Annotated in this window: 23 protein-coding genes; 5 read left to right on the plus strand and 18 right to left on the minus strand. The window is 34.5% G+C overall.

Annotated elements, in window-relative coordinates:
• Positions 1 to 8 precede the first annotated feature (8 nt).
• From QY331_03190 to QY331_03215, 6 genes are read right to left on the minus strand one after another with little or no spacing between them, the layout of a single operon-like run.
• Entirely contained in the window at positions 9 to 1175 is a 1167-nt protein-coding gene (locus QY331_03190) for a response regulator (protein WKZ70261.1), read from the minus strand.
• A gap of 37 nt (positions 1176 to 1212) precedes the next feature.
• Positions 1213 to 2010, minus strand: a complete 798-nt coding sequence (locus QY331_03195; protein ID WKZ70262.1) for a response regulator — start codon at positions 2008 to 2010, stop codon at positions 1213 to 1215.
• Positions 2007 to 3890: an ATP-binding protein gene (locus QY331_03200; protein WKZ70263.1), complete on the minus strand. Its 1884-nt coding sequence runs from the start codon at positions 3888 to 3890 to the stop codon at positions 2007 to 2009. Before QY331_03200 ends, QY331_03195 begins: the two co-directional genes overlap by 4 nt.
• A gap of 3 nt (positions 3891 to 3893) precedes the next feature.
• A complete protein-coding gene (locus QY331_03205) occupies positions 3894 to 5015 on the minus strand; it encodes a cytochrome c3 family protein (protein ID WKZ70264.1) in 1122 nt (373 codons plus the stop codon).
• Positions 5015 to 6253 carry a Ni/Fe-hydrogenase cytochrome b subunit gene (gene hybB, locus QY331_03210; GenBank protein WKZ70265.1) on the minus strand — a complete coding sequence of 413 codons (1239 nt, stop codon included), beginning with the start codon at positions 6251 to 6253 and terminating at the stop codon, positions 5015 to 5017. Before hybB ends, QY331_03205 begins: the two co-directional genes overlap by 1 nt.
• Positions 6253 to 7167: a 4Fe-4S dicluster domain-containing protein gene (locus tag QY331_03215; protein WKZ70266.1), complete on the minus strand. Its 915-nt coding sequence runs from the start codon at positions 7165 to 7167 to the stop codon at positions 6253 to 6255. The genes hybB and QY331_03215 overlap by 1 nt, the downstream gene beginning before the upstream one ends.
• Before the next feature lie 297 nt (positions 7168 to 7464).
• Here QY331_03215 and QY331_03220 point away from each other — a divergent pair, with 297 nt between their 5' ends.
• Complete coding sequence (locus QY331_03220) at positions 7465 to 8640, plus strand: chorismate mutase (protein ID WKZ70267.1); 1176 nt, start codon at positions 7465 to 7467, stop codon at positions 8638 to 8640.
• Between the two features lie 13 nt (positions 8641 to 8653).
• Here the strand turns inward: QY331_03220 and QY331_03225 are convergent, their stop codons facing one another.
• From QY331_03225 to QY331_03250, 6 genes are all read right to left on the minus strand, one after another.
• Positions 8654 to 9196, minus strand: coding sequence for a hypothetical protein (locus tag QY331_03225; GenBank protein WKZ70268.1), 543 nt, complete (start codon positions 9194 to 9196; stop codon positions 8654 to 8656).
• Between the two features lie 73 nt (positions 9197 to 9269).
• The gene (locus QY331_03230; GenBank protein WKZ70269.1) at positions 9270 to 9455 is read right to left on the minus strand and encodes a PspC domain-containing protein; all 186 of its coding nucleotides are present in this window, start codon (positions 9453 to 9455) and stop codon (positions 9270 to 9272) included.
• A gap of 6 nt (positions 9456 to 9461) precedes the next feature.
• Positions 9462 to 10613 carry a DUF819 family protein gene (locus QY331_03235; GenBank protein ID WKZ70270.1) on the minus strand — a complete coding sequence of 384 codons (1152 nt, stop codon included), beginning with the start codon at positions 10611 to 10613 and terminating at the stop codon, positions 9462 to 9464.
• A 16-nt stretch (positions 10614 to 10629) separates the two neighbouring features.
• Positions 10630 to 10947, minus strand: coding sequence for a phosphoribosylaminoimidazole carboxylase (locus QY331_03240; protein WKZ70271.1), 318 nt, complete (start codon positions 10945 to 10947; stop codon positions 10630 to 10632).
• Between the two features lie 94 nt (positions 10948 to 11041).
• Entirely contained in the window at positions 11042 to 12196 is a 1155-nt protein-coding gene (locus QY331_03245) for a thiamine pyrophosphate-dependent enzyme (GenBank protein WKZ70272.1), read from the minus strand.
• An 8-nt stretch (positions 12197 to 12204) separates the two neighbouring features.
• Positions 12205 to 13434 (minus strand): mechanosensitive ion channel, encoded by a 1230-nt coding sequence (locus QY331_03250; GenBank protein WKZ70273.1) that lies wholly within the window; start codon positions 13432 to 13434, stop codon positions 12205 to 12207.
• 119 nt (positions 13435 to 13553) lie between these two features.
• On the opposite strand from QY331_03250, the gene QY331_03255 reads away from it, so the two are divergent.
• Positions 13554 to 14447 carry an EamA family transporter gene (locus QY331_03255; GenBank protein WKZ70274.1) on the plus strand — a complete coding sequence of 298 codons (894 nt, stop codon included), beginning with the start codon at positions 13554 to 13556 and terminating at the stop codon, positions 14445 to 14447.
• A 10-nt stretch (positions 14448 to 14457) separates the two neighbouring features.
• On the opposite strand, the gene QY331_03260 is transcribed toward QY331_03255, so the two are convergent.
• From QY331_03260 to QY331_03280, 5 genes are all read right to left on the minus strand, one after another.
• Positions 14458 to 14640 (minus strand): hypothetical protein, encoded by a 183-nt coding sequence (locus QY331_03260; GenBank protein WKZ70275.1) that lies wholly within the window; start codon positions 14638 to 14640, stop codon positions 14458 to 14460.
• Positions 14641 to 14902: 262 nt separating this feature from the next.
• A complete protein-coding gene (locus QY331_03265; GenBank protein ID WKZ70276.1) occupies positions 14903 to 15358 on the minus strand; it encodes a hypothetical protein in 456 nt (151 codons plus the stop codon).
• Positions 15359 to 15361: 3 nt separating this feature from the next.
• Entirely contained in the window at positions 15362 to 15784 is a 423-nt protein-coding gene (locus QY331_03270; protein WKZ70277.1) for a hypothetical protein, read from the minus strand.
• 123 nt (positions 15785 to 15907) lie between these two features.
• A complete protein-coding gene (locus tag QY331_03275; GenBank protein WKZ70278.1) occupies positions 15908 to 16681 on the minus strand; it encodes an AMP nucleosidase in 774 nt (257 codons plus the stop codon).
• 2 nt (positions 16682 to 16683) lie between these two features.
• On the minus strand, positions 16684 to 17238 hold the full coding sequence (locus QY331_03280) for a phosphatase PAP2 family protein (GenBank protein WKZ70279.1): 555 nt from the start codon (positions 17236 to 17238) through the stop codon (positions 16684 to 16686).
• Between the two features lie 140 nt (positions 17239 to 17378).
• Here QY331_03280 and QY331_03285 point away from each other — a divergent pair, with 140 nt between their 5' ends.
• On the plus strand, positions 17379 to 19661 hold the full coding sequence (locus QY331_03285; protein ID WKZ70280.1) for a response regulator: 2283 nt from the start codon (positions 17379 to 17381) through the stop codon (positions 19659 to 19661).
• Positions 19662 to 19702: 41 nt separating this feature from the next.
• Here QY331_03285 and rocD read toward each other — a convergent pair whose 3' ends face one another.
• Positions 19703 to 20905, minus strand: a complete 1203-nt coding sequence (rocD, locus tag QY331_03290) for an ornithine--oxo-acid transaminase (GenBank protein WKZ70281.1) — start codon at positions 20903 to 20905, stop codon at positions 19703 to 19705.
• Positions 20906 to 21063: 158 nt separating this feature from the next.
• Here rocD and QY331_03295 point away from each other — a divergent pair, with 158 nt between their 5' ends.
• On the plus strand, positions 21064 to 21483 hold the full coding sequence (locus QY331_03295) for a secondary thiamine-phosphate synthase enzyme YjbQ (protein ID WKZ70282.1): 420 nt from the start codon (positions 21064 to 21066) through the stop codon (positions 21481 to 21483).
• Between the two features lies 1 nt (position 21484).
• On the plus strand, positions 21485 to 22015 hold the full coding sequence (locus QY331_03300; protein WKZ70283.1) for an LOG family protein: 531 nt from the start codon (positions 21485 to 21487) through the stop codon (positions 22013 to 22015).
• Positions 22016 to 22031: the final 16 nt, after the last annotated feature.

A 22031-nucleotide genomic window follows, 5' to 3' on the forward strand; every position in this document is an offset into this window, starting at 1 on the left:
ATTCTATTTTAAGCAAAGAATTTTTCAGCAAATTCATTTGCTTCTAAATCTGTAAATTGGTTTAGCACGCCAAACTGTAATACGTTTTCTGTATCGTCTTCTTTCATTTTGCTTTTAGCAACTAACTTTGATTTAATTATTTTTTGAGCTTCATCAATTTCTTCTTGATAAAAAGCAACCGCAGAATTCCCAATCTTTAAATTCGGTAATTCTGTATCAAGATTGTCTGCGTCAAGTGAACAGATCCAATTCTTCTCATAAGGTGTAATATCAAGTTTCTCTAAGTCTTCTAAGAGCTCTGTATTAACTTTTGCAACTTTCCCGGTAATTGGAGATTTGAAATGGAAAATTTTTCCACCGGCAGTTATGTTAAATAAAGTCTGATCTTTAGTCACAGCCATTCCAAGATTCGGCATTTCAATATTATCAACTTTGCCGAGTAATTTTTTAGCGAAATCATCAATTCCGGTTTTAACAGTTCCATCTTGGTTAACGGAACACCAGCAATGTGCATCCGAAATAAACACACCGCCCGGTATAAAGAATTCCGTACTCTTCGGATCATCTTTATAACTTAAATGCGTAATATGAACTTTTGGCTTAATCTGCTTTTGAATTCTATCATGTCGTTTGATTACAAACTTCTTAACCATTTCGATAAGTTCTTCTTCTGTAAATGGTTTTTGAACATAATCCATTGCTCCGTATTTCATTGTCTCAACAGCTGACTCAACAGTTGCGTAACCTGTAATAATTATAACATCGATATCCGGACGTAAATGTTTAACTGATTTACAAACATCTTCACCACTCATTTGAGGCATTTTAAGATCGGTAAATACAAAATCATAGTGATGCTTTTGAATCAATCCCAATGCTTCTTGTCCGGTTTCAACCGTATCGACAGAATATCCATCAAGAACAAGAATTTTACGAAAACTATCCAGAATTACTTGCTCATCATCTACAGCTAGAATTTTTGCTTTTGGATTTTCAACTTCGGCTCGTTTTAATGTTTTAGCCTCGTGAGAAACATCGAGATTAAAACTTTGTTTTAAAACGGCTTCTCTTTCTTCACGAGCTTTCTTTGCTTTATGCGATTCAAGATATTTTCTTATCAACATATCGGCAATGATAAAGCAGACGAAGGCAATAATTACAATTAGTAGTGCCATTTTATTTCTCCGATTATAAGTACATTAATTAATTTCTTTATATCTGATCCGAACTGCATGAAGATAAATTTTTCATCTCATATTCAATGTCAGTGGGTATAACTCTATACAACCAACCATTAAAAAACGGATCTTTCTCTATTATGCTATTATTGTTAATTACAGCTTCATTTCGTTCAATAATTTTACCGGAAATTGGTGCAAGCAAATCATGGATATAAACATCATCTTCAATTAATTTTGCACAAGAGCTTCCTTGGTAAATTTCTTCTTCGATTTCCTTTAATGTGAGATTGTTATAGTTATCAATTGTCTTTAAGAATAAATCCGTTGCTCCTACTAAAGCTGAACCTTCATCTGTTATGTGAACCCAAGAGAATAGCCCAAGCCGGAAATATTTCGATGGACAATTAACATAAACTATATCAGTAGTTTCTTCTTCTTTGACTTTATATCTAATACGAATAAAATTTTTGGCTCTATAAAGAGCGCTTAGTATTTCATCTACCTCAAATGGTTTTGGGATATAATCAATCGCTCCTTCATTCAAAGCTTTAACAGCATTCTCTAATGTTGAATAGCCTGTGATCATTATAACAGGTGTCTCGATTTTTCTTAATTGAAGCGTTTCTAAAAATTCGAAACCATTCATTTCCGGCAGCATTATATCTGAGAGAATCAAATCAAATTTATCTTTTGAAAGAAGTGAAAGACCATCTTCTGCGGTTAATGCAAAAGATGTTTGGAAATCTTCTAAAGCACAAATCTTTTCTAGAGAATCAACAACAACTTGTTCATCATCCACAATTAATATTTTTAATTGTTTTTCCTTCATTGTTTTCTAATCGGCTCCATTGGTAAACTTATTATGAATTTTGTGCCGACATTAACTTTGCTTTCCACTTTTATGTTGCCATCATGATTATCAATAATTCCCCATATAACGGCTAGACCAAGCCCGGTGCCTTTTTGACCTTTTGTGCTGAAAAACGGATCAAAAATTTTGGATAGATTTTCTTGAGGGATTCCACTTCCGTTATCTTCAATTGTTATTTGAATAAATTCTCTTCTTCCACTTGATTCAACCTGTGGCCATAATTGCCAATAGCAATTTTTATTTATACATCCTTTTAATTGACCTTCGCCCGGAGTTTCAATTTTATAGATTGGTGAATTGCATTCGGGACATTTTTCATTTTCATCAAGTAAAGAAATACTGCAAGTTGGGCATTCAAGTGAGAAAGGTTTATTTGTATTGACTATCATCTCAGCATCATGATCCTTTTTCCCGTAAGTTGCGTTAAGGTTAATCAATCCATCTTTTTCATCTTGCTCAGCTAATAATTTTATCGAAGGAAGTCCGTCAATCTTATGGTGATCGTCCAACAGATTGTGTCGCTTACCGCATTCGGCTTTTTTAATTTGAATAACACCGAAAGGTGAAAGTTCAATAAGTTTTGTACTTACTTTTATATTTCCGCCACCGCTACCGATTGCATCCGACGCATTTACAATTAAGTTTATAAAAACTTGCTGCATCTGATTAGAATCAACAATAATTGTCGGAAGATCAGGTTGATAATCTCTTTCGAATTTAACTTTATTCATAGTTAGCTGATTTTCGATAACCGTATAAGCTCGATCAATTATTTCATTTATATCAGCTTTATTTTTCTTTGGAACCGATTGTCTAGCAAAATCGAGAAGTCCTTTAACAATTTCACGACTTCTTTTTGTCTCGCGAACAATTACTTTTAAGTCTTCTTGAAATTCGGGATTATCTTTTGTTCTTTTTAACAAAAAACTACTGTAAGTTAAAACTCCGGTCAATGGATTATTAATTTCGTGTGCAACACCGGCTGCTAATTTGCCAAGCGAAGCCATTTTATCAGATTGAAACAATTGCATTCTAGCTTCTGCAAGTTTGTGTGTCATATTATTAAACGAAGTCGCAAGCATACCTAGTTCGTCATTCTGTGTTTTATCAATTGTATATTGAAGGTTACCCGCAGCAACATTTTTTGTCGCAGTTACAAGTAAACTAACCGGTTTTACAACCCAACGGCGTATGAAGAAAATAATTATTAAGCTAATCCCTACAATCGAAATTATTGAGAATAGTAATATGTTTAATTCACTTTTTGATATTTGTTTATCAATATCTTCTAAGCCCAAGGTTATATCAAGAACGCCAAGTACAGTTTGATTTTCAGTATGCGCGTGACAAGGAGCATTATAACAATTCACTTCATTATAAATTGGATTTATAATTCCAAGTACACGAATTCCTTTAGCTTCATCTCTAAATATTCTTGTTCGCTCGTTCATTGATAAACGTGTAAGAGGTTCATCTTTGGCATGACATGCAAAGCAGCTTTCGCCTTGCATGTCAACCATTTTACCGATGTCATTATTTTCGGCCGAATAAATTATCTCTCCGGCTTTATTAAATATTCTTACTTGTTTAATTGAAGGTTCTTCGCCGATTGTATTAATCATGTTATGAATACTTTCACGGTTGTTTGCAAGCATTTCAAAATGCATACTTTTCTTTAATGCTTCACTCAATTGATTACCGTGACGTTCTACCTCATCCAGCAACACGGATTGTTGAGATTTGATAGCAATAAATCCGTAAACTCCAATAATAATAAGGGAAGTGGCCCCAACAACCGAAATTAATTTGAACCCTATTTTACTTACATAGTGTTTCATTTCTTACAATCTTTCTCCCGGTTCATAATCGGGATAAGTTATATCTTCATCGTGACAAGTTGAACAAACCGGAGTTTTCTTGAAGTCATTATTTTCATGACAAACATCGCAAGTCCACTCAATATGATTTTCACTTAAACTCAGACCAACAATTCTGTGATCAAAATTATCAGGAGCCCAGTTTTCATGGCATGAATTACAATTGCTATTTAAACCTGTATATACTTGACTAGTTGTATGACATTTCACACAGCCTAATTTATTATGATATTTTCCCAAGTCGAAACCGGTTCGCTGTTTATGATTGAAGGGTTTTAACTCTTCAGTTCTGTGGCAACTTTCACAATTGTCCTCCGTTTCATGGCAAGATGCACACTTCTGATGCTTAACGGTGAATTCCATTTCAACATCTTTAACCGGTGTCTTCTTATCATGACAAGCTGCACAACTTTCGTTCTTATGGCAACTAGCACATTCAAATCCGTATAAAGAGGTGTGTTCATTATGGAAGAAAGTTACAAGGGTCGATTCATATTCTTTCGAATCATACACGATTTTTGTCGGCTCTATAATTTTCGGATGAACTCTATCGGTAGTTTGTGTTTTTTTATCGAAAGCTGATTTACCGCTTGAATTCAATTCGTGACAACTTTTACATTCAACTTTTTCTTCCCATTGTTTATGGCAGTCAATACATTGTCTGTGAAACGCTGCTTTTAAATCCGGTTTGGAAATATCTTGTCTAACTCTCGATGCGGAGTGACATTGGCTGCATGATACTACATTTCCGGGAGGATTATAGTGATGGCACATTTCACATCCGTTCGACATTCCGGCCATTTCCGCATGAAGTCTATGTGTAAATTGAACAGGTTCATATAAATCTTCAACGGATTTCATTTTATTCAATACAATGATATCTGGAGATTCTTCAGGAGATTGATAAACAGTTATCATCATTTCTCGAGGACATTCGATTAAACAGGGATCCGATTTTGTCGGTGTATCACAAGCGTGGCAAGTATTACAACTAAAATTCATATTCTTGTGAGATTGTGCATTGATTGTAAATACAAATCCAATCACAAAAAATAATAATGCTATATGTGTTTTTAATTTTTTCATCATGCACCTTTGATTGCATATTTAGCTTTTTGAATTGCACCTTTTACAGGCTGACTGATAATCGGGAATATCATTACAAATGCTCTATAAAGAAGAATTTCTAGAGCAACAAATCCTAATGTTACAAATATTTCACCAACTGATGGGAAGTAAGATGCATCGGTATAAGGCGGATCATATGCGATCACAAAATTATTAAACCGATTTAAGAGAACTCCGAATATTACCAACATCGAAGCAATATAGAGTCCCGTCGTGTTTTCTCTAACGGCAGGCGAGAGAAACATCCTTAGCGGTATAATAACTCCTATTACCATTTCAACAGTAAACATTATACTTGCTGTATTTATTTCAGCTAGATAAACAAAAGATTCGCGGATGAACATATCGCCAAGTTTAGCAGCGAGATAAACTCCAAGCAATGGTCCTACAAATCTTGATAAACTAGTTAGAACTTCTTTCTCGGGTTTCATACCAAATGATTTTGATGCCGTTAGTGACTCCATAATTACCATTGGAAATCCGACTGAAAATGCTGATAATAAAAATAGAAGCGGTAATACTGGAGTTTGCCATAATGGATGCATTTTTTCACCGGCAATAATCATTAATGTGCCGAGAGAAGATTGATGTAAACACGAAAGAACTACACCGGCAATAATAAATATCCACATTACTTTGTTAAGAGTTCTATCCAGCACATGGAGAATTTTATCAACAATTTTATTAAACGCTTTTAAGAAACCGGGTAGATTAACTTTTCCCATAAATCTTTCCGTCACCATCGGAAGAAATTCAATATATAGAACAGTTAGATAAAACATAACGCAAATACCTACTTCAAAAAGTGCGGAGTTACCGTTCCACATAATAAGCGGATGCCAGATATAATACCATCTACCGATATCTGTAAATACTCCGAATGCGACAAATGTATAGCCTAGTAAGGCGGTTAGTAAAGCAGGTCTCACTAAAACTTCATATTTATCGCGATGCCAAATGTGACCAAGTGCGGCAGTTGTAAAACCACCGGCAGCTAAAGCAACACCGGCAGCAACATCTAACCCGATCCAAATTCCCCATGGATAAAAGTTATCCAAGTTTGTAACAGCACCGAGTCCGAATAAAAATCTTCCTAATAAAAATGTCATCCCGATTGCAGCAATAATTGCTATAAATATTACTCCAGGAGTGAAATATTTATGTTTTACGGGGATAGGTTGTAGATTATGTTCCATTATTCATCCTCCCCATGTTTCTTTTCTTTATTTTTTGAGACCCACATAATTCCTCCAAGTAAAGCATAAAGAGCAATCGGTGGAACGAAGTAAGCAAAAATTCCATGCTGAATTGATTCGGATACACCGGGAGCGGGATTATTTTTGAGTTTTGGAAAATCAAATTCATGGAAATCTCTACTTGCCATGTACATCCAAGATGTTCCGCCTACTTCGGTATGACCATAAATCTTGTTGATGTAACGATCAGGATATAATTCCATTCTTTTTTCTGCGATCGCAATTAGATCTCGTCTTTTACCATAAGTGAGAGCTTCAACAGGACAGATTTCTACACAACCGGGCAGTAATCCCTCGGCAGTTCTTTCATGGCAGAAATCGCATTTTCTAATATCAGGTTCAATAGCTTTGTCATACTCGAAAGTTGGAATTTGGAAGGGGCAGGCAACCATACAATATCGACAGCCGATACACATACCGGTATCCCAAATAACCGAACCATCTTCTTTTTTTGAAAAAGCACCGACAATACAAGCCGAAACACATGCGGGTTGATCACAATGCATACATTGAACTTTTACATTAATCGGATGATATGGTTGATCCGGATTATCATAGCGGTTAACAACGGTATAACCCTCGTTATGAGGTCTACGCATCTTGTTGAATACCTCTTCGTCGCTATAAGTTTCGATATCGCCGGCATCGTAACCATGTGTTTTTTTACACATCCATTCACATCTTCTACATCCTATACATACAGTAGTATCTACAAGCACACCCATTCTATCCTCGGATAGATTTTTCATATCGGCAGCCTTTGCCTCTTTGGGAGAAAGTGCACTCAAACCTGCAACTGTTCCTCCTAATGCGGCAGATACTTTTAGGAAATCTCTTCTTGTTTGTTTTCCCATTTTTTTACCATGTTTTTATAGATTATTTTAGGTTTTTCTAAGAAAGAACTCGTGTGGGTTGTCAAAAAAATCTTTATCTTGATCATAATATCTTTTTAACCAGTTAAGAAATAAGGGAATAATTAGAAAAAAAGATTCTAATATCTTTTGGAAAGATAAAATTTTTGCTTTTTACTGTCAACTTAAATAAATATGGGTAATGGGATAAGTTTATCGTAATCTCTTATTCAATACTAAATATCTTTTTATAAATGAAATTATTTCTTACTTTTTGCACTTATTTTTACAATTAACGCTATGTCAAAAAAATTAAATCAGATAGATAAGCTCCGTGGAGAAATCAACAAAATTGATTCTTCCTTGCTGGATTTATTCTCCAAACGAAGAGAACTAAGCAAAGAAATTATTAAAGCGAAAGATCTTAATGATTTACCGATCCGTGATGAAAAGAGAGAGAAAGAACTTCTCAATAGATTAATTAATGAAGGAAAACAAAAAGGTCTTGAAGCGGAATATGTTTCTCGCATATTCTATGAAGTGATTGAAAATTCTGTAAGACTTCAACAAAAATACATACAGCAGCAAGCAAATAAGAGAGACAGGAAGAAGAAAAAAATTAAAGTTGCCATACAAGGTATTGAAGGTTCATACAGCTATTTAACTGCACAAAGATTCTTTAATGACTATGAAGATTCAATCGAATTTGTGGGCGAAGAAAGATTTGAGGAAGTCGCAAAAGCAGTTGAAAACGGTGAAGCAGATTATGCAATCCTTCCGATTGAAAATACTACATCCGGTGGCATCAATGAAGTTTATGATATATTGCTTCATACAACTTTATCTATAGTAGGGGAAGAAAAATTTAAAGTAGAACATTGCCTTTGTTGTACGGAAGAAATTCCGCTTGAAAAAATCAAAAAGATTTATGCACATTACCAAGCAGCCGCGCAGTGTAGTGGTTTTATAGACACACTTAATAATCCCACCCTGGAATATTTTGCAGATACTGCAATGTCAGTAAAAAGAATTAGTGAAGAAAAAAATAAATTTCATGCGGCAATAGCCAGTGAAGAAGCAGCGAAAGTATTTGGGGTGAAAATTTTAAAGAAGAACATCGCAAATCAGCCCGAAAATTTCACTCGATTTTTAATTTGTGCACGCAAACCGATATCAATTGATAAAAGAGTTCCGTCTAAAACTTCTATAGTGATGGCTACCGCCCACACAGCCGGAGCTTTGGTTGAAGGATTAATGACTTTCCGGAAATATAATATCAACTTGACAAAATTAGAATCCAGACCGATACTCGGGAATCCGTGGGAAGAAATGTTCTACTTGGATTTGGAAGGAAATTTATCCGATAAGAATGTTCAAAAAGCAATTCATGAATTAACACCTTTCACAAGATTCTTAAAAATTCTCGGAAGCTATCCTTCCAAAGATTTACCAAAGACAAAGATTATTGATGAGTAGAATTTTCTCAAATCTAAAAATAATATCCTGTTTGAATGTGGAAAGAAATATAACTTGGCGTTGTTGCATTAAACGTTGTTCCAATATCAGAACCAAGTAAAAGTTTAAAACCGGACTGCTTATAGTTTCGAAAATCCAAACCGATTCCGAGATTAAAAGCCGCACCAAATGCCCATTTGTCAACATCACTGAATGTTCTGTCATTTAGTGCAAGTATTCCCAATCCTTCTTCAAGAAAGAAGTATTCACTTAATGGTTGTTCTAAAATTAATTTTATTGAACCGCCTCGAACAAATGGGAAATATCTAGATTGAGAGTTGTCGGGTAATAACGATTCTAACTTACGTGCATAATGGAAACTAAATCTAAAAATAACATCGTCCGCGAGAGATAATCTTGTATCTAAGAAAACAGAGGTTGTAAAACTGCCGACCGATGCCGAGTTTCCTTTAATACTTCCCAAACCAATATAGCCGCCAATAGCCTCGAACTTAACTTGGGATATTAAAGGTGTATTGCTTGCTAAAACAAGAATAACTAAAAATATTTTTTTCACATCAACTCATCTAATTAGTAAACATAAATATATCGCAATCATTTTAAGATAAAATGGAAATCAAAATCTACAATTACTCTTCGGGCGGTTCCATGATAATCCACAGAATAATGTAAACAATTAATCCCGGAATCATTGCAGAAAATAATGTTACAAGAGACCAAATTATTCTTACAAAATTTGGATTAACTTTTAGATATTCGGCGATTCCTCCGCAAACACCGCCGAGATATCTATCATTTGCACGTTTTAATTTCATTTATTTTTAAGGTTGTAACCAATAACCAACTCCGGTACCTATAAATGTAGCAATTGCATAACCTAAAGTCCCAACTAAAATTGCCGGTATAACCAAGCTTTCCCATTTTCTTGCCACTGCCATTGCCGCCGCGGTTGTGGGGCCGCCCATGTTAGCATTCGAAGCTATAACGATTTCTGCCAAATCAAGTTTGAAAATTTTTCCCGCAGTTAATAAGAATAGTAAGTGAATTGATAAAATAATAGCAGCAAAAATAAATAGAACCGGTCCAAACTCAATTACAATTGCAATGTTTGCACTCGCCCCAATTGCTGCAAAAAATATTTGCATTAAAAATGTACCTACTTTGTCGGCTCCTTTAATTTCTCCCATCGCATTGTGAAAAGCTGTTGCTAAAAAAACAACAATTGCTGTTATTATTAAAATTCCGCTGCCTTTAATACCGGTAATATCTTGTAATAAAAAACCAACAGCGCAAACAGATGTACTAATTGCCAAAGCTTTTGCGAGATTAGATAAACTTAATTCGGAAACATCACTGACGGATTGCATTTTTGATGAATCGACATTTTGTGCGTTATCTTCATGATGGGTTTTAAATCTCTTCTGAAGAAAAGTAAACGATGGAATGGCGAACAATAAAAGAAAGTAAAGAGTCATAACCAAATTATCCGCGGCAATTCCGGCTGTAAGAAGATCGCCCGACATTAATTGAAGCGCTTCGGCTGCTGCAACATAATTCATTGAGCCGCCGATATAAGTTGAGCAAAATATTCCGGCTAATCGCCAGCCTTCATCTCCAAGTGAAACTATATTAAAAGAAATTATTGTTCCGATTACCGTACCAATAGCTCCGAAACAAAACGCGATTAAAGTTGGTCCGGCTTCTTTTATAATGCGCTTTAAGTTTGCTTTAAATAAAAGTGTCGGAATTGCCAGCGGAACAAGGTAAGACCAGACAGTATCATAAACTTCCGATACTGCGGGAATAATTGACAAATTAGATAAAACAAAAGTTGTTAGAATTGCTACAACCGCACCTGATAAACGCGAACCTATTTTTGTCTTCTCAGCCCAAATTCCGAAATAAGCTGCAAGAAGAAGAATTGACCAAAGAATCCACGTTTGGTTGGAATCTATTAAAGTGTTTTCAAACACGCTTACCTCCGTAAGTTTAATAATGAATTGCTAACCAAATTGTTTTGCCGGTATTACTCGTTTCGACAACTCTGTGCTTTTCGTGAGCTTTAATTTTTACATAGTTGCCTACTTCTAAATTTAACTTGGTTCCATTTTCATATTCAATTACGGCACAACCTTGTAGTAAAAATACGAGTTCATTCATTTCTTGATCGTACCAAAAATTTTGGGGAGAGTGATGTCCGTCCGATATAATACGTTCAATTTTAAGATGTTCTGTTTGGTCTATTAACTCAAATAGCTCATCCTTAATTGAAGAAGGAATATCCTTGTAAATATTTTTTTTGTTCATTGTGAGTTGTATAAGAGTTGACGCAAAATAAGGAATTAGAAAAAAACATATAAATAAATTTTCTAATGAAGTGAATAAATATGATTACGAAAAATTAGTAATCAACTACTACAACTTTCAGTTCATCAGAATTATTTACTTCCTTTAAAACAGCTTCTACTTCAAATAAATCTGATGGAGATGAAATATGAGTTACATATTGATCAAACCCGGAAAGAATTCTGGGTAAAAGTTTTTTATCAATTTTTTGTCCGCCTGTAGCTGCTGCGGATTTATTGTTGAATATTACTATTTTAATCGGAAGTTGACGATTAACCGCTTCCATCAAACCAAGATGTCCGGCACAAAGAAAACCAAAATCACCTGTTAGTGCCCAAACTTTTTTATTACCGGCAATGTAAGCACCGATCGCAAGCGGAATGCTGCCACCAATGTATGTAACAATATCAATTGCATTATAAGGAGGGAATGCAAAAGAACTTGATATACTTGTATCGCCTGTTGTAATATCTCGTTTCAATTTTGAAAACAATTCGAAAAACGGAAGGTACTTGTGTGCCGCCTCTTTGTATTTTTCAGGTAAATCATTGGGGATATTTGGTAATGCGGGTTTTTTAATTATACTTCTGTCACCATCAAATTTCTTTGCTGAAAATACTTTGTATTGATAATCCGATAAAAACGGATGAACTACATGGTTATAAATATCTCTTTGATAAGTAAACCTTTTCTCAAGATTTGTCCGTCTTTCATACTCAAATGTATTCTCTACTTGTGCGGCATCTAATATTAAAAAGAATGGTGAGAATGATTTTTCTGATTCACGGAATGCGCTAACTACATCTTCATAAATCGAATCGGGTGAAGCAACACGATGAGGAACTGCAGCTCCTTTTAATAGTGGCTCAATCTCCAAAATATTATCCGAACTTCGACCTGTTTTATCATCAAAAATAATAGAAACAAATCCGGCTGTCATATCAGTGTAAAGTGAATCGGTAATAGAATTCATTGCTTTGGCAACACCTTGTGATTTACCAAGAAATGCGGAACGTTTACCGCAAATAGCAGCCGAATGAGAGATTGTATAAGCAACTTCTTCATGAAATGAAACGGGATGCTGTTTAAATGTTTTTGCTACATATTCGCCGTAAACTTGTGTGCCGCCTAAACCTGGAACATTGGTCACAACACTAACACCTAAATCAACAAATGCTTGTGCAATAATTTCCGAAACTTTCGCCTGCATAATATCACCTATGTTTTAGATGAACCTGACAATGATTTAAAATCATTACCAGTTGGATTCTGGAATATTCTCAATTCAAATTGTGGAACGACAGCAAATATATGATCAAATATATCTGATTGAATATCTTCATATTCCGCCCATTTAGTTGTGGTGGCGAACACGTAAATTTCAATCGGTAACCCTTCTGGACCCGGTGGTAAATGGCGGACTAAAAAAGTCATTCCCTTATTAACATCTTCTCTTTTTAAAAGATATTCTTTTAAGTAAGCTCTAAAAGTCCCGACATTGGTGAGTCTTCTTCCGTTTATAAGTTGAGTTGTGTCAAACTTTTTTTCTTCGTTATACTTTTTCACTTCGTTTTTTTTCTTATCAAGATAATCTTTTATTAATTGGTACTTGCCGAATCTCTCCAACATTTCATCAGTGCAAAAGGTTATTGAATTTTGGTCGATATAAATTGACCGTTTAATTCTTCTACCACCACTAAGCTGCATACCGCGCCAGTTTTTGAAACTGTCTTCAATAAGTTTATAAGTCGGAATAACGGTGATGGTTTTATCCCAGTTCTGAACTTTTATTGTATGAAGAGCGATATCGATAACATCACCATCGGCACCAAACTTCGGTACTTCTATCCAATCTCCAACCTTAACTAAATCATAAGAAGAAATTTGTATGCTTGCAACAAAGGAAAGTATTGTATCGCGGAAGACTAGAATAATTACTGCGGTTAAAGCACTTAAACCACCAAGAATAGCCCAAGGCGACTGTCCGGTGAGAGTTGTAATGATTAAAATACCCCCGAAAATAAACATGATTATTTTTACAACTTGAATGTATCCTTTAATCGGACGGTCTTTGTATCGCTCAATCTTTTCATAAACTTCTACAATACCTGTGAGTAATGAACTGATAGTTAATAGAATAAAAAAGATTATTAATATGGTTGAGAATCTTTGTATCAACCCAGCAAAAGTCGGAACCAAGTATGCGAAGTTAATTATTACAAGAAACGGTGCAACAAGAGAAATTCTTCTTAAAACTCTGTCGCTTAATAAAATATCATCCCATTCAATTTTTGTTTTTTTTACAAATCCTTTAATTACCCGCATAAGAATTTTTTTTGTAATCAGATAAGCAACATATGCCAATAGAATTACACCAACAAAAACTATATTTTCTTTAAGAAAAGGATACTGCTCTAACCAATTATTAATGTCTTCAATAAATTTCATTATTTCTCAAAAATATTATTAATATTCCTCTCCCAAATTTAAGGAATTACTGTGTGACTATCCGTGAAATCAAACTTATCAGAAAATTTTTCATCTTCAATTTTCCGCATTAATTTGATATGACTACAATAATCGACAATACTAAATTTAAAGCATACTTAGCTTGGTTTACTATCTGTGTAATTTGGGGAACAACTTATCTCGCAATTAAAATTGGAGTATCGGATTTACCACCATTTTTATTCGCCGGTTTTAGATGGATAATCGCCGGTCCGGTTTTCTTTTTGATTCTTCTATTCGGTAAATATAAACTGCCTACGGTAAAGGACATCAAACATCTTGCTGTTGTAGGAATCTTGTTACTTGGGTGCGGTAACGGGTTAGTAGTAGTTGGTGAACAATGGCTGCCGAGTGGATTAACTTCTTTGCTTATTACAACCCTACCTTTTTGGATTGTTGGAATTGAATCATTTGTTCCGCAAGGACCGAAGTTGAATGTAAAAATAATGTTTGGATTGTTTATTGGGTTAGCCGGAGTTACATCAATATTTTACGAAAGTCTTTTTAATTTATGGCATGCTGATTATTTCCCGGGGATAGTAAGTCTTATGTTAGCGATGGCTGCTTGGGGAGGAGGAACAGTTTATTCTAAATATAACAAAATATCTGTTCACCCAATGATGGGAGCGACTATACAAATGATGTTCGCCGGAATATTTCAATTAACAATTGGTTTTTCACTCGGTGAATGGCATAGTTTTTATTTCACTACAGAAAGTTTCTATGCATTTGCTTATCTAACTTTTATCGCATCGATTTTGGGTTATGGTTCGTACATGTATGCTATTTCACATTTACCAATTTCATTTGTTTCAACATACACCTATATTAATCCGGTTATTGCTTTAACATTAGGCTGGTTAGTTTTGGATGAAGTTATAAACTTACAAATATTAGTTGGAGCAGTTATAATTTTTGCCGGAGTTGCTTTAGTAAAAAGGGGAGTTAAGTAACTCCCCTTTTTTAACCGAGCCACATCTCACTTGTCAGAATCTTTCGTTCTTTTCTCACACCCGAAGTTTCTCGCTTCAGATGTGAAAAAGGTACCGTGGGTTTTAACTTAGAATCATTCGGCAATTTTGTATCGCGATTCAAAAGTTTAGACCAGTCATCAAATCGTCTCGTTCCGAGATTAACATTTTCCATAATTTACCTCCCTCGTAAACAATTCGGTCACTTTATTTTTACTGAAAATATGTATGAGAGTCAATACAAAAATAAATATTTAAATCGGACAATAGGATTAAAAATCCATTGGAAATTAAACATGAATAAAATCACCAACTTAAGAACTAGAAAAAATTATTTAATTGTATAACACCTTAATAATTCAATTGTTCCAAGGGGGAATGAGAACTAGTACAGCCGAGGTAAATTATTTTACAAAGTGGGCAGAAGTATCGATCAGTTACAAAAGTTCCGATCTTTCATTTGATGTGAGCGAAATTTCATAAAAATTGGATTTATTTGGTCTGTAAACTATGAAAAGAATCAATACTAAAATTCCGACTAATAAATAAATCTGCGAGCCATTTAGTAAATAAATGATGAGATTTATGAGAAAAGCTGTATCAAGCAGCACGACAATTAAAATTGTGTTTAGTCTATATTTTTGAATTTTTGTCTCAACCGGAAGTTTGATATCAATCTTATTCCTAGCAGTAAAAAAATATTTTGCTGACAAAATAAACAATGTATTTATCATTAAAACTAAGAGAGGCAAGTATTCAAAATCAATATCTTCCATTGAAATGATATTATTGCTTCGCAGATAATAAAATGTGACGGCAAGAAACATTTGTATCGATAATATCGAATAGAAAATTAATTCTATTACCCTAAAATCTCTATCTAAATTATTCATTTCCTATTCTATTCCTACCAATAGATATTTGCCCTGAACATCGACAAATTTGAATTCAATATTCAAACTTTGCTTTCCGCTTTTAAACGCAGTGTTGACAAAAACAAAAGTTCTTTCATTTTCTGTAACCACTTTGCTTCCGATGAATTCATATGAATCACTAATATCCAAATATGCCTTTACTTTTTTGCCGATTCGTTCTGCACTTTGTAATTCGCCAGCGTTATCAGAGTTAAGTTTTTCTAAATATTTTCTTGACTCATCGTTCCCGCTATAGACTATATATTCTGCCGAATTTTTGTAATCAGCTTTTTGCACAGCGGTAAAAAATCCTTCGAGCGAACCGGATAAGCTACTATCAATCTGGGTGTTTTGAGCGAAGGTTACAAAACTTATAATTATCATGAAGGACATTATCTTTTTCATCTGATACTCCATTCTTTCTGTACAGTAAAGTACTAAATACTACTCACAAAACATTTCAATTTTCTGCTAATTCAGTAATTATGAAACTAACCACTTATTATAGCTCAAAACTCATGCCGATAATCAAAATGTAAAATGCTTTATTTGCTCACCTTTTGTATCGATATCGCTCATCGCATCAATCCCAATATCCAGATGAAGATCGACATACTTATGAGTTACTATCTTATCAGATTCTTCAGTCTTAACACCTTCCGGCATCATTGGTAAATCAGACACAAGTAAAAGTGCTCCTCGCGCAATTTGATTTTTATATCCAGCTACGAAAAGCGTGGCGGTTTCCATATCTATTGCAATTGCACCTAAAGTTTTCAAATATTTTTTGAAATTTTTATCCCATTCCCAAACACGGCGATTAGTTGTATAAATTACTCCGGTTCTGTATTCAACTTTATGTGCAATGATTTTATTCGAAACAAATTTATGCAACTTAAATGATGGAAGAGCAGGAACTTCCGGAGGCATATAATCATTTGATGTACCTTCACCTCTAATAGCAGCTATAGGTAAAATAAAATGTCCTAGTTCAGTTGAACGTTTTAAGCCACCGCATTTACCCAAAAAAAGAACACCTTTTGGATTTCTTGCAACGAGTAAATCCATAATTGTTGCTGCGTTTGCCGAACCCATACCAAAGTTAATAATTGATAAACCCTTGCTGTTTGTTGCCGTTTGCATTGCCCGACCTTCACCTCTAACATCACAGTTGAATCTTTCAGCAAACTTAATTACGTAATTCTTAAAATTCGTAAGAAGCATATAATCACCGAATTCATCTATCTCGGTACCCGTATATCTTGGAAGCCAATTCTGTGCAATTTCTAATTTTGTTTTCATAGTTATGATTTTGTTTTGATAAGATTATTTATAATTAACGCTACCTTAGCTAAAATATAACCGAATAAGGAACCAATTATAGCACCGCCAATTATATCGGAGGGATAATGAACTCCGCAATAAACTCTTGACAATGCTAAGAGAGTTGCAATAGTAAATAATGCCCATTTGTATTTAGGAAAAAGAATTGTGAAAAATACTGCAACTGCAAAATTGTTAACTGCATGTGAAGAAGGAAATGAAAACGAACCAGTGCAACCGGCTAATATATTAACGTCCGGTAACTCATTACATGGTCTAATCCGTTCAACTAAATTTTTTAAGAAGAAAGAACTAAATTGATCTGTTATAACAATTAATAATATCGCACCAATCGCGGAAATTCGTCCTAATTTTCCTCCTTTAATAAGGAGGAGAAAAAACATAATTACATAAACTAAATACCAATGTTTAACTTCGGTAATAAATGGGAAAAATTTATCGAAGAGAGGATTAGATAATGTGTGATTAAAAAGATAAAAAAGTGCAACGTCAATTTGATAAAGAAAATCAATCATATATATTAGCACAAAGTGAATATAATTTATATTTAAGTTACGTTATCTAAACAACTTATTCCAATATAAAGAACAAAGCACTATATTAATAATGATAAAATTCGTTATTTTACAAACTAATTAATTTTGTGTGGCAAAAATTGTCTGATGTAAAAATCACTTCCGAAAAAACATATAAGTATAGATATTTCCGGGAAGAAAGTAATAGGTTGTTATTAGCTCCTTTTCGAGCTCTCGCTAAGTTTACTGCGGTAGCGGGTCTATTTGCTCTAATCTTCGAAGTCCGATATTTCGCGGAACATTCTGTTGAAGTTTATCTTGCTAGGTTAAGTGCAATTCTGATTGCATTTTTATTATTAGTACTTTCAAATAGTAAGTTTGGTAAAGAGCATCCGGTAGGATTAGTTCACATATTATTACTCTCTATTATCGGTTCCTTCGGTATAATGATTTATCTTATCCCCGATACATTGGTGTTCAATTCTCATATCATTAGTTTAATAATATTCACTGCCGCGCTTTTCCTCAGTTGGGAAGTAACCAATCAAATTATTGTAGCTATCTATTATAACATAGTCTTTGCTGTTTCAATATTGATGACGGACAAAGCTGTGTATGCTTTGCCAAATATGTTTGAAGCTGTATTACTTGTACTATTTATAAGTGCGATGGCAGTTGCAGCAAGTTCAATTAATTATAGGTTAAGAAGAGAATCTGTTTTCAAAACTTTTGAAGTTGCTGCTTCGGAAAAAAGATTTAGAAATATTTTTGAAAATTCTGCCGATGGAATTTATCAGTCATCAATTGATGGAAGATTTATAATTGTTAATCCTACCTTAATTAAAATGTTGGGATATAAAACCCAAGAAGAAATCTTGGCTGTTGATATAGAAAAAGATGTATATAAAAATCCGGATGATAGACAAACCCTCTTAAAACTTTTAAGTAAGCAAGGTAAAGTTAAAAATTATAGACTCATTCTTAAAAAGAAAGACGGAACTCATATTGTAGTAAAAGCCAACGTTCGGTTAATAACTGATGACGATGGCAATCCACTTTATTATGAAGGTAGTTTGCAAGATATAACTCAGCAAGTTCAAGCAGAGTATGATCGTCAAAAAGCACTTGATGCATTAAAGATGGAGAAAATTAAAGCTGATCAAGCTGCCACAAAAGCCATCGAAGAAAGTAGTTTTAAAACCCGTTTTCTTGCCAATATGAGTCATGAAATCCGAACACCGATGAATTCAATCTTAGGCTATTTGGATTTGATTGAGAATAATCTTTATGAAGACAAAGAAGAACTAACAACCTTTGCCAGAAGTGGAAGGATGTCTGCTCATTCATTGCTTGATACTATAAATAATATTCTTGATCTCTCAAAAATTGAAGCCGGTAAAATGGAACTCGATGAAGTTGAGTTTAGTGTTAAAAAAGAATTGGACAAAGCCGTTTCAATAATTAGTCAGACCGCGAAAGACAAAAACATTAAGGTGGTTGAAAATTATGACTCGATGATACCTCATACTTTATTTGGTGATGCAACAAGATATCGCCAAATTCTATTGAACTTATTATCGAATGCAGTTAAATATACCGATAGAGGTCAAATTGAAATTTCTATTGAGATGATGGAAAACAAGAATGATGAGGTTACCTTAAAAACAACCGTAAAAGATACTGGTCAGGGAATTGCAAAAGAAAGCTTAAAAATGTTATTCCGTCCTTTCTCTCAAGTACATAGTGTTCGGTCGAACCGTCAAGGTACAGGTCTTGGGCTTGTTATCTGCAAAGAGTTCTCAAACCTAATGGGTGGGGATATAGAAGTAGATAGTGAAATTGGTGTTGGAAGCACATTTGCCGTTACTGTAAAATTAAGTACTAAACCCTTTTCTGTTGAACAAAAATTAGATTATGATAAAATCGCGACTGGTGCTGATGAAGAAGTTGAAGGCGAAACTGAAATACCTAGTCCCAAAACATCGGTTGATGAAAAAGATGAATTTAAGAAAGCGATTGATATTGCGACCGCATATGTAGATGACAATAAAAAAAGAATTTTACTAGTTGAAGATAATCCCATTAGCCAAAATGTTGAAATAAAATTGCTCAAAAGTGTTGGTTACGAAGTTGATGCAGTTTCATCAGGTGAAGAAGCTATTAGAGCAACAGCAACCGGAAGATATGATATTGTATTGATGGATATTGAAATGCCGGGTATGAATGGATTAACTGCTACACAAAAAATTCGTGAACTTGAAACTGAAGCAAAACACATTCCAGTTATTGCCGTAACAGCGCATTCCAGTATGAAGGATAGAGAAAAATGCTTAGCGGCCGGGTTGAATGATTATATTGCAAAACCAATTTCAATAAACTTTCTAAAGATGACAATTGACCAGTGGATTAATCAAAAAAGATGAAGATTGTAGGGACAACTCAATGAGTTGTCCCTACCTATATATTAGTCCATTACCAATACTTCACGAATATGACTTAACGCCCAATCAATTTCTTCTTTTTTGATTACAAGAGGAGGAGCAAAACGAATAACATTATCGTGAGTTTCTTTACATAAAATGCCACGCTGCATTAAAGCTTCACAGAATCTTCTTGCACCTTTTGCTTCAGGATGTAATTCAACACCGATAAATAATCCTTTGCCACGCACTTCCTTCACATGATTAGAATCAATTTTTCTTAGTTCTTCTCTGAAATAATTTCCAAGCTCGAAAGAATTCTCAACAAGTTTCTCTTCAACTAAAACATTGAGAGCTTCTATAGCAACTGCCGCACCAAGCGGGTTTCCGCCAAATGTTGATCCATGATCGCCCGGGTTAAAAACGCCAAGCACTTCCTTTTTAGAAAGAACAGCTGACACAGGATAAAATCCACCCGATAAGGCTTTACCAATAATCACTGCATCTGGTTGAACATCTTCATACATAAACGCAAAAAGTTTTCCGCTTCTTCCTAAGCCAGATTGGATTTCGTCAGTTATATAAAGAACATTGTTTTTCTTACAGATATCAAAAGTTTCCTTTAAGTAACCATCCGGTGGGGCAATTACACCGCCCTCACCTTGTATAGGTTCAAAAATAAAAGCAACTGTATTTGGAGTGATTGCATCTTCTAATGCTTTTGAATCACCATATTCAACAACTTTGAACCCTTCGGTGAAAGGTCCGAATCCATCTTTATATTGAGCTTCGGTAGAGAAAGAAACAATAGAAATTGTTCTTCCGGCAAAGTTATTTGTACATACTATAATTTCTGCTTTGTTTTCAGGAACACCTTTAACTTTGTATCCCCATTTCCTGGCGGCTTTTAACGCGGTTTCAACAGCTTCAGCGCCGGAGTTCATTGGTAAAATCATTTCATAACCGGTGATCTCATTTAATTTTTTGTATAAAAGAGGAAGCTGGCTATTTCTAAACGCGCGTGAAGTTAAAGTAACTTTATCTGCTTGTACTTTCATTGCGTTTAATATTCTTGGATGACAATGACCTTGATTTACGGCGGAATATGCAGCTAAACAATCTAAATATTTTTTACCGTCAACATCGTAAACCCAAACACCTTCAGCTTTATCAATCACTACATCAAGCGGATGATAATTATGCGCTCCGTATTTTTCTTCTAATGCAATATAGTCCTGTGAATTCATCTAACACCTACCTTAAATTAATGTGAAAAATTTAGTCACCAAATCTATCAATTTTTGGTTTGATTTGGTAAGAAAATCGATGAGTAAAATTCACTTCTTCCATAGATTTGATTAGATTTCATTTAGGATTAAGTACAACTATTTTGTGAGATGAACCGATGAAAATCGATACGCAGTCCTTTTCTATTGAAACAAAAGGTCATACCGATATTATTGATATCACCGGAAATGTTAGAAAGATATTATCGGGATCAGGATTAACTGAAGGATCAGTTTTAATATTTGTCCCGGGTTCAACAGCCGGAATTACTACAATCGAATTTGAGCCAGGATTACTTCATGATTATCCGGCATTTTTCGAAAAAGTTATTCCATCGGATAAATCATACCGGCATAATGAAACTTGGCATGATGGTAATGGTCATGCTCATGTAAGGGCATCGTTACAAGGTGGTTCGTTTACAGTTCCATTTACCGGCGCCAAATTATTACTAGGCACTTGGCAGCAAATTGTACTAATTGATTTTGATGCACGCCCACGTAATAGAAAAGTTATAGTTCAATTAACCGGGAAATAATTTGAGAAAAGTTGTTACTGTTTTTGGAAGTTCTATGCCAAAACCGGGTGAGGAAGAATATGAAACTGCATACGAACTCGGGAAAATTCTTGGATCAAATGGATTTAATGTCTGCTCTGGTGGTTATCAAGGAATAATGGATGCTGTGTCTAAAGGTGTAACTGAAACTGGTGGAAAAGCTATCGGTATTACGGTTAACATTTTTAGTGCAAAAGTTAGCCAGTATTTATCAGAAGAAATCAATTGTCAGACACTGTTTTCTCGAATCGAAAAACTAATTGAAATTGGTGATGCCTATATAATTTTACGAGGCGGAACAGGGACTCTTGTAGAACTTTCTATAGTGTGGGAAATGTTCAATAAGAATTTAATGAATGAAAAACCGATTGCTTGTCATGGCGAAATGTGGAAATCTTTAGTCAAAACGATTGATGAAAGAATGCAATATGAAAATAGAAAATTTGGTTTTGTTTATTGGAGCAATGAAATAAGAGATTGTGCGGATTATATTATAAAAAATGTAGCGGTTTGATCAATCAAACCGCTAC

The sequence above is a fragment of the Melioribacteraceae bacterium genome, from assembly GCA_030584085.1.
Lineage (GTDB): Bacteria > Bacteroidota > Ignavibacteria > Ignavibacteriales > Melioribacteraceae > SURF-28.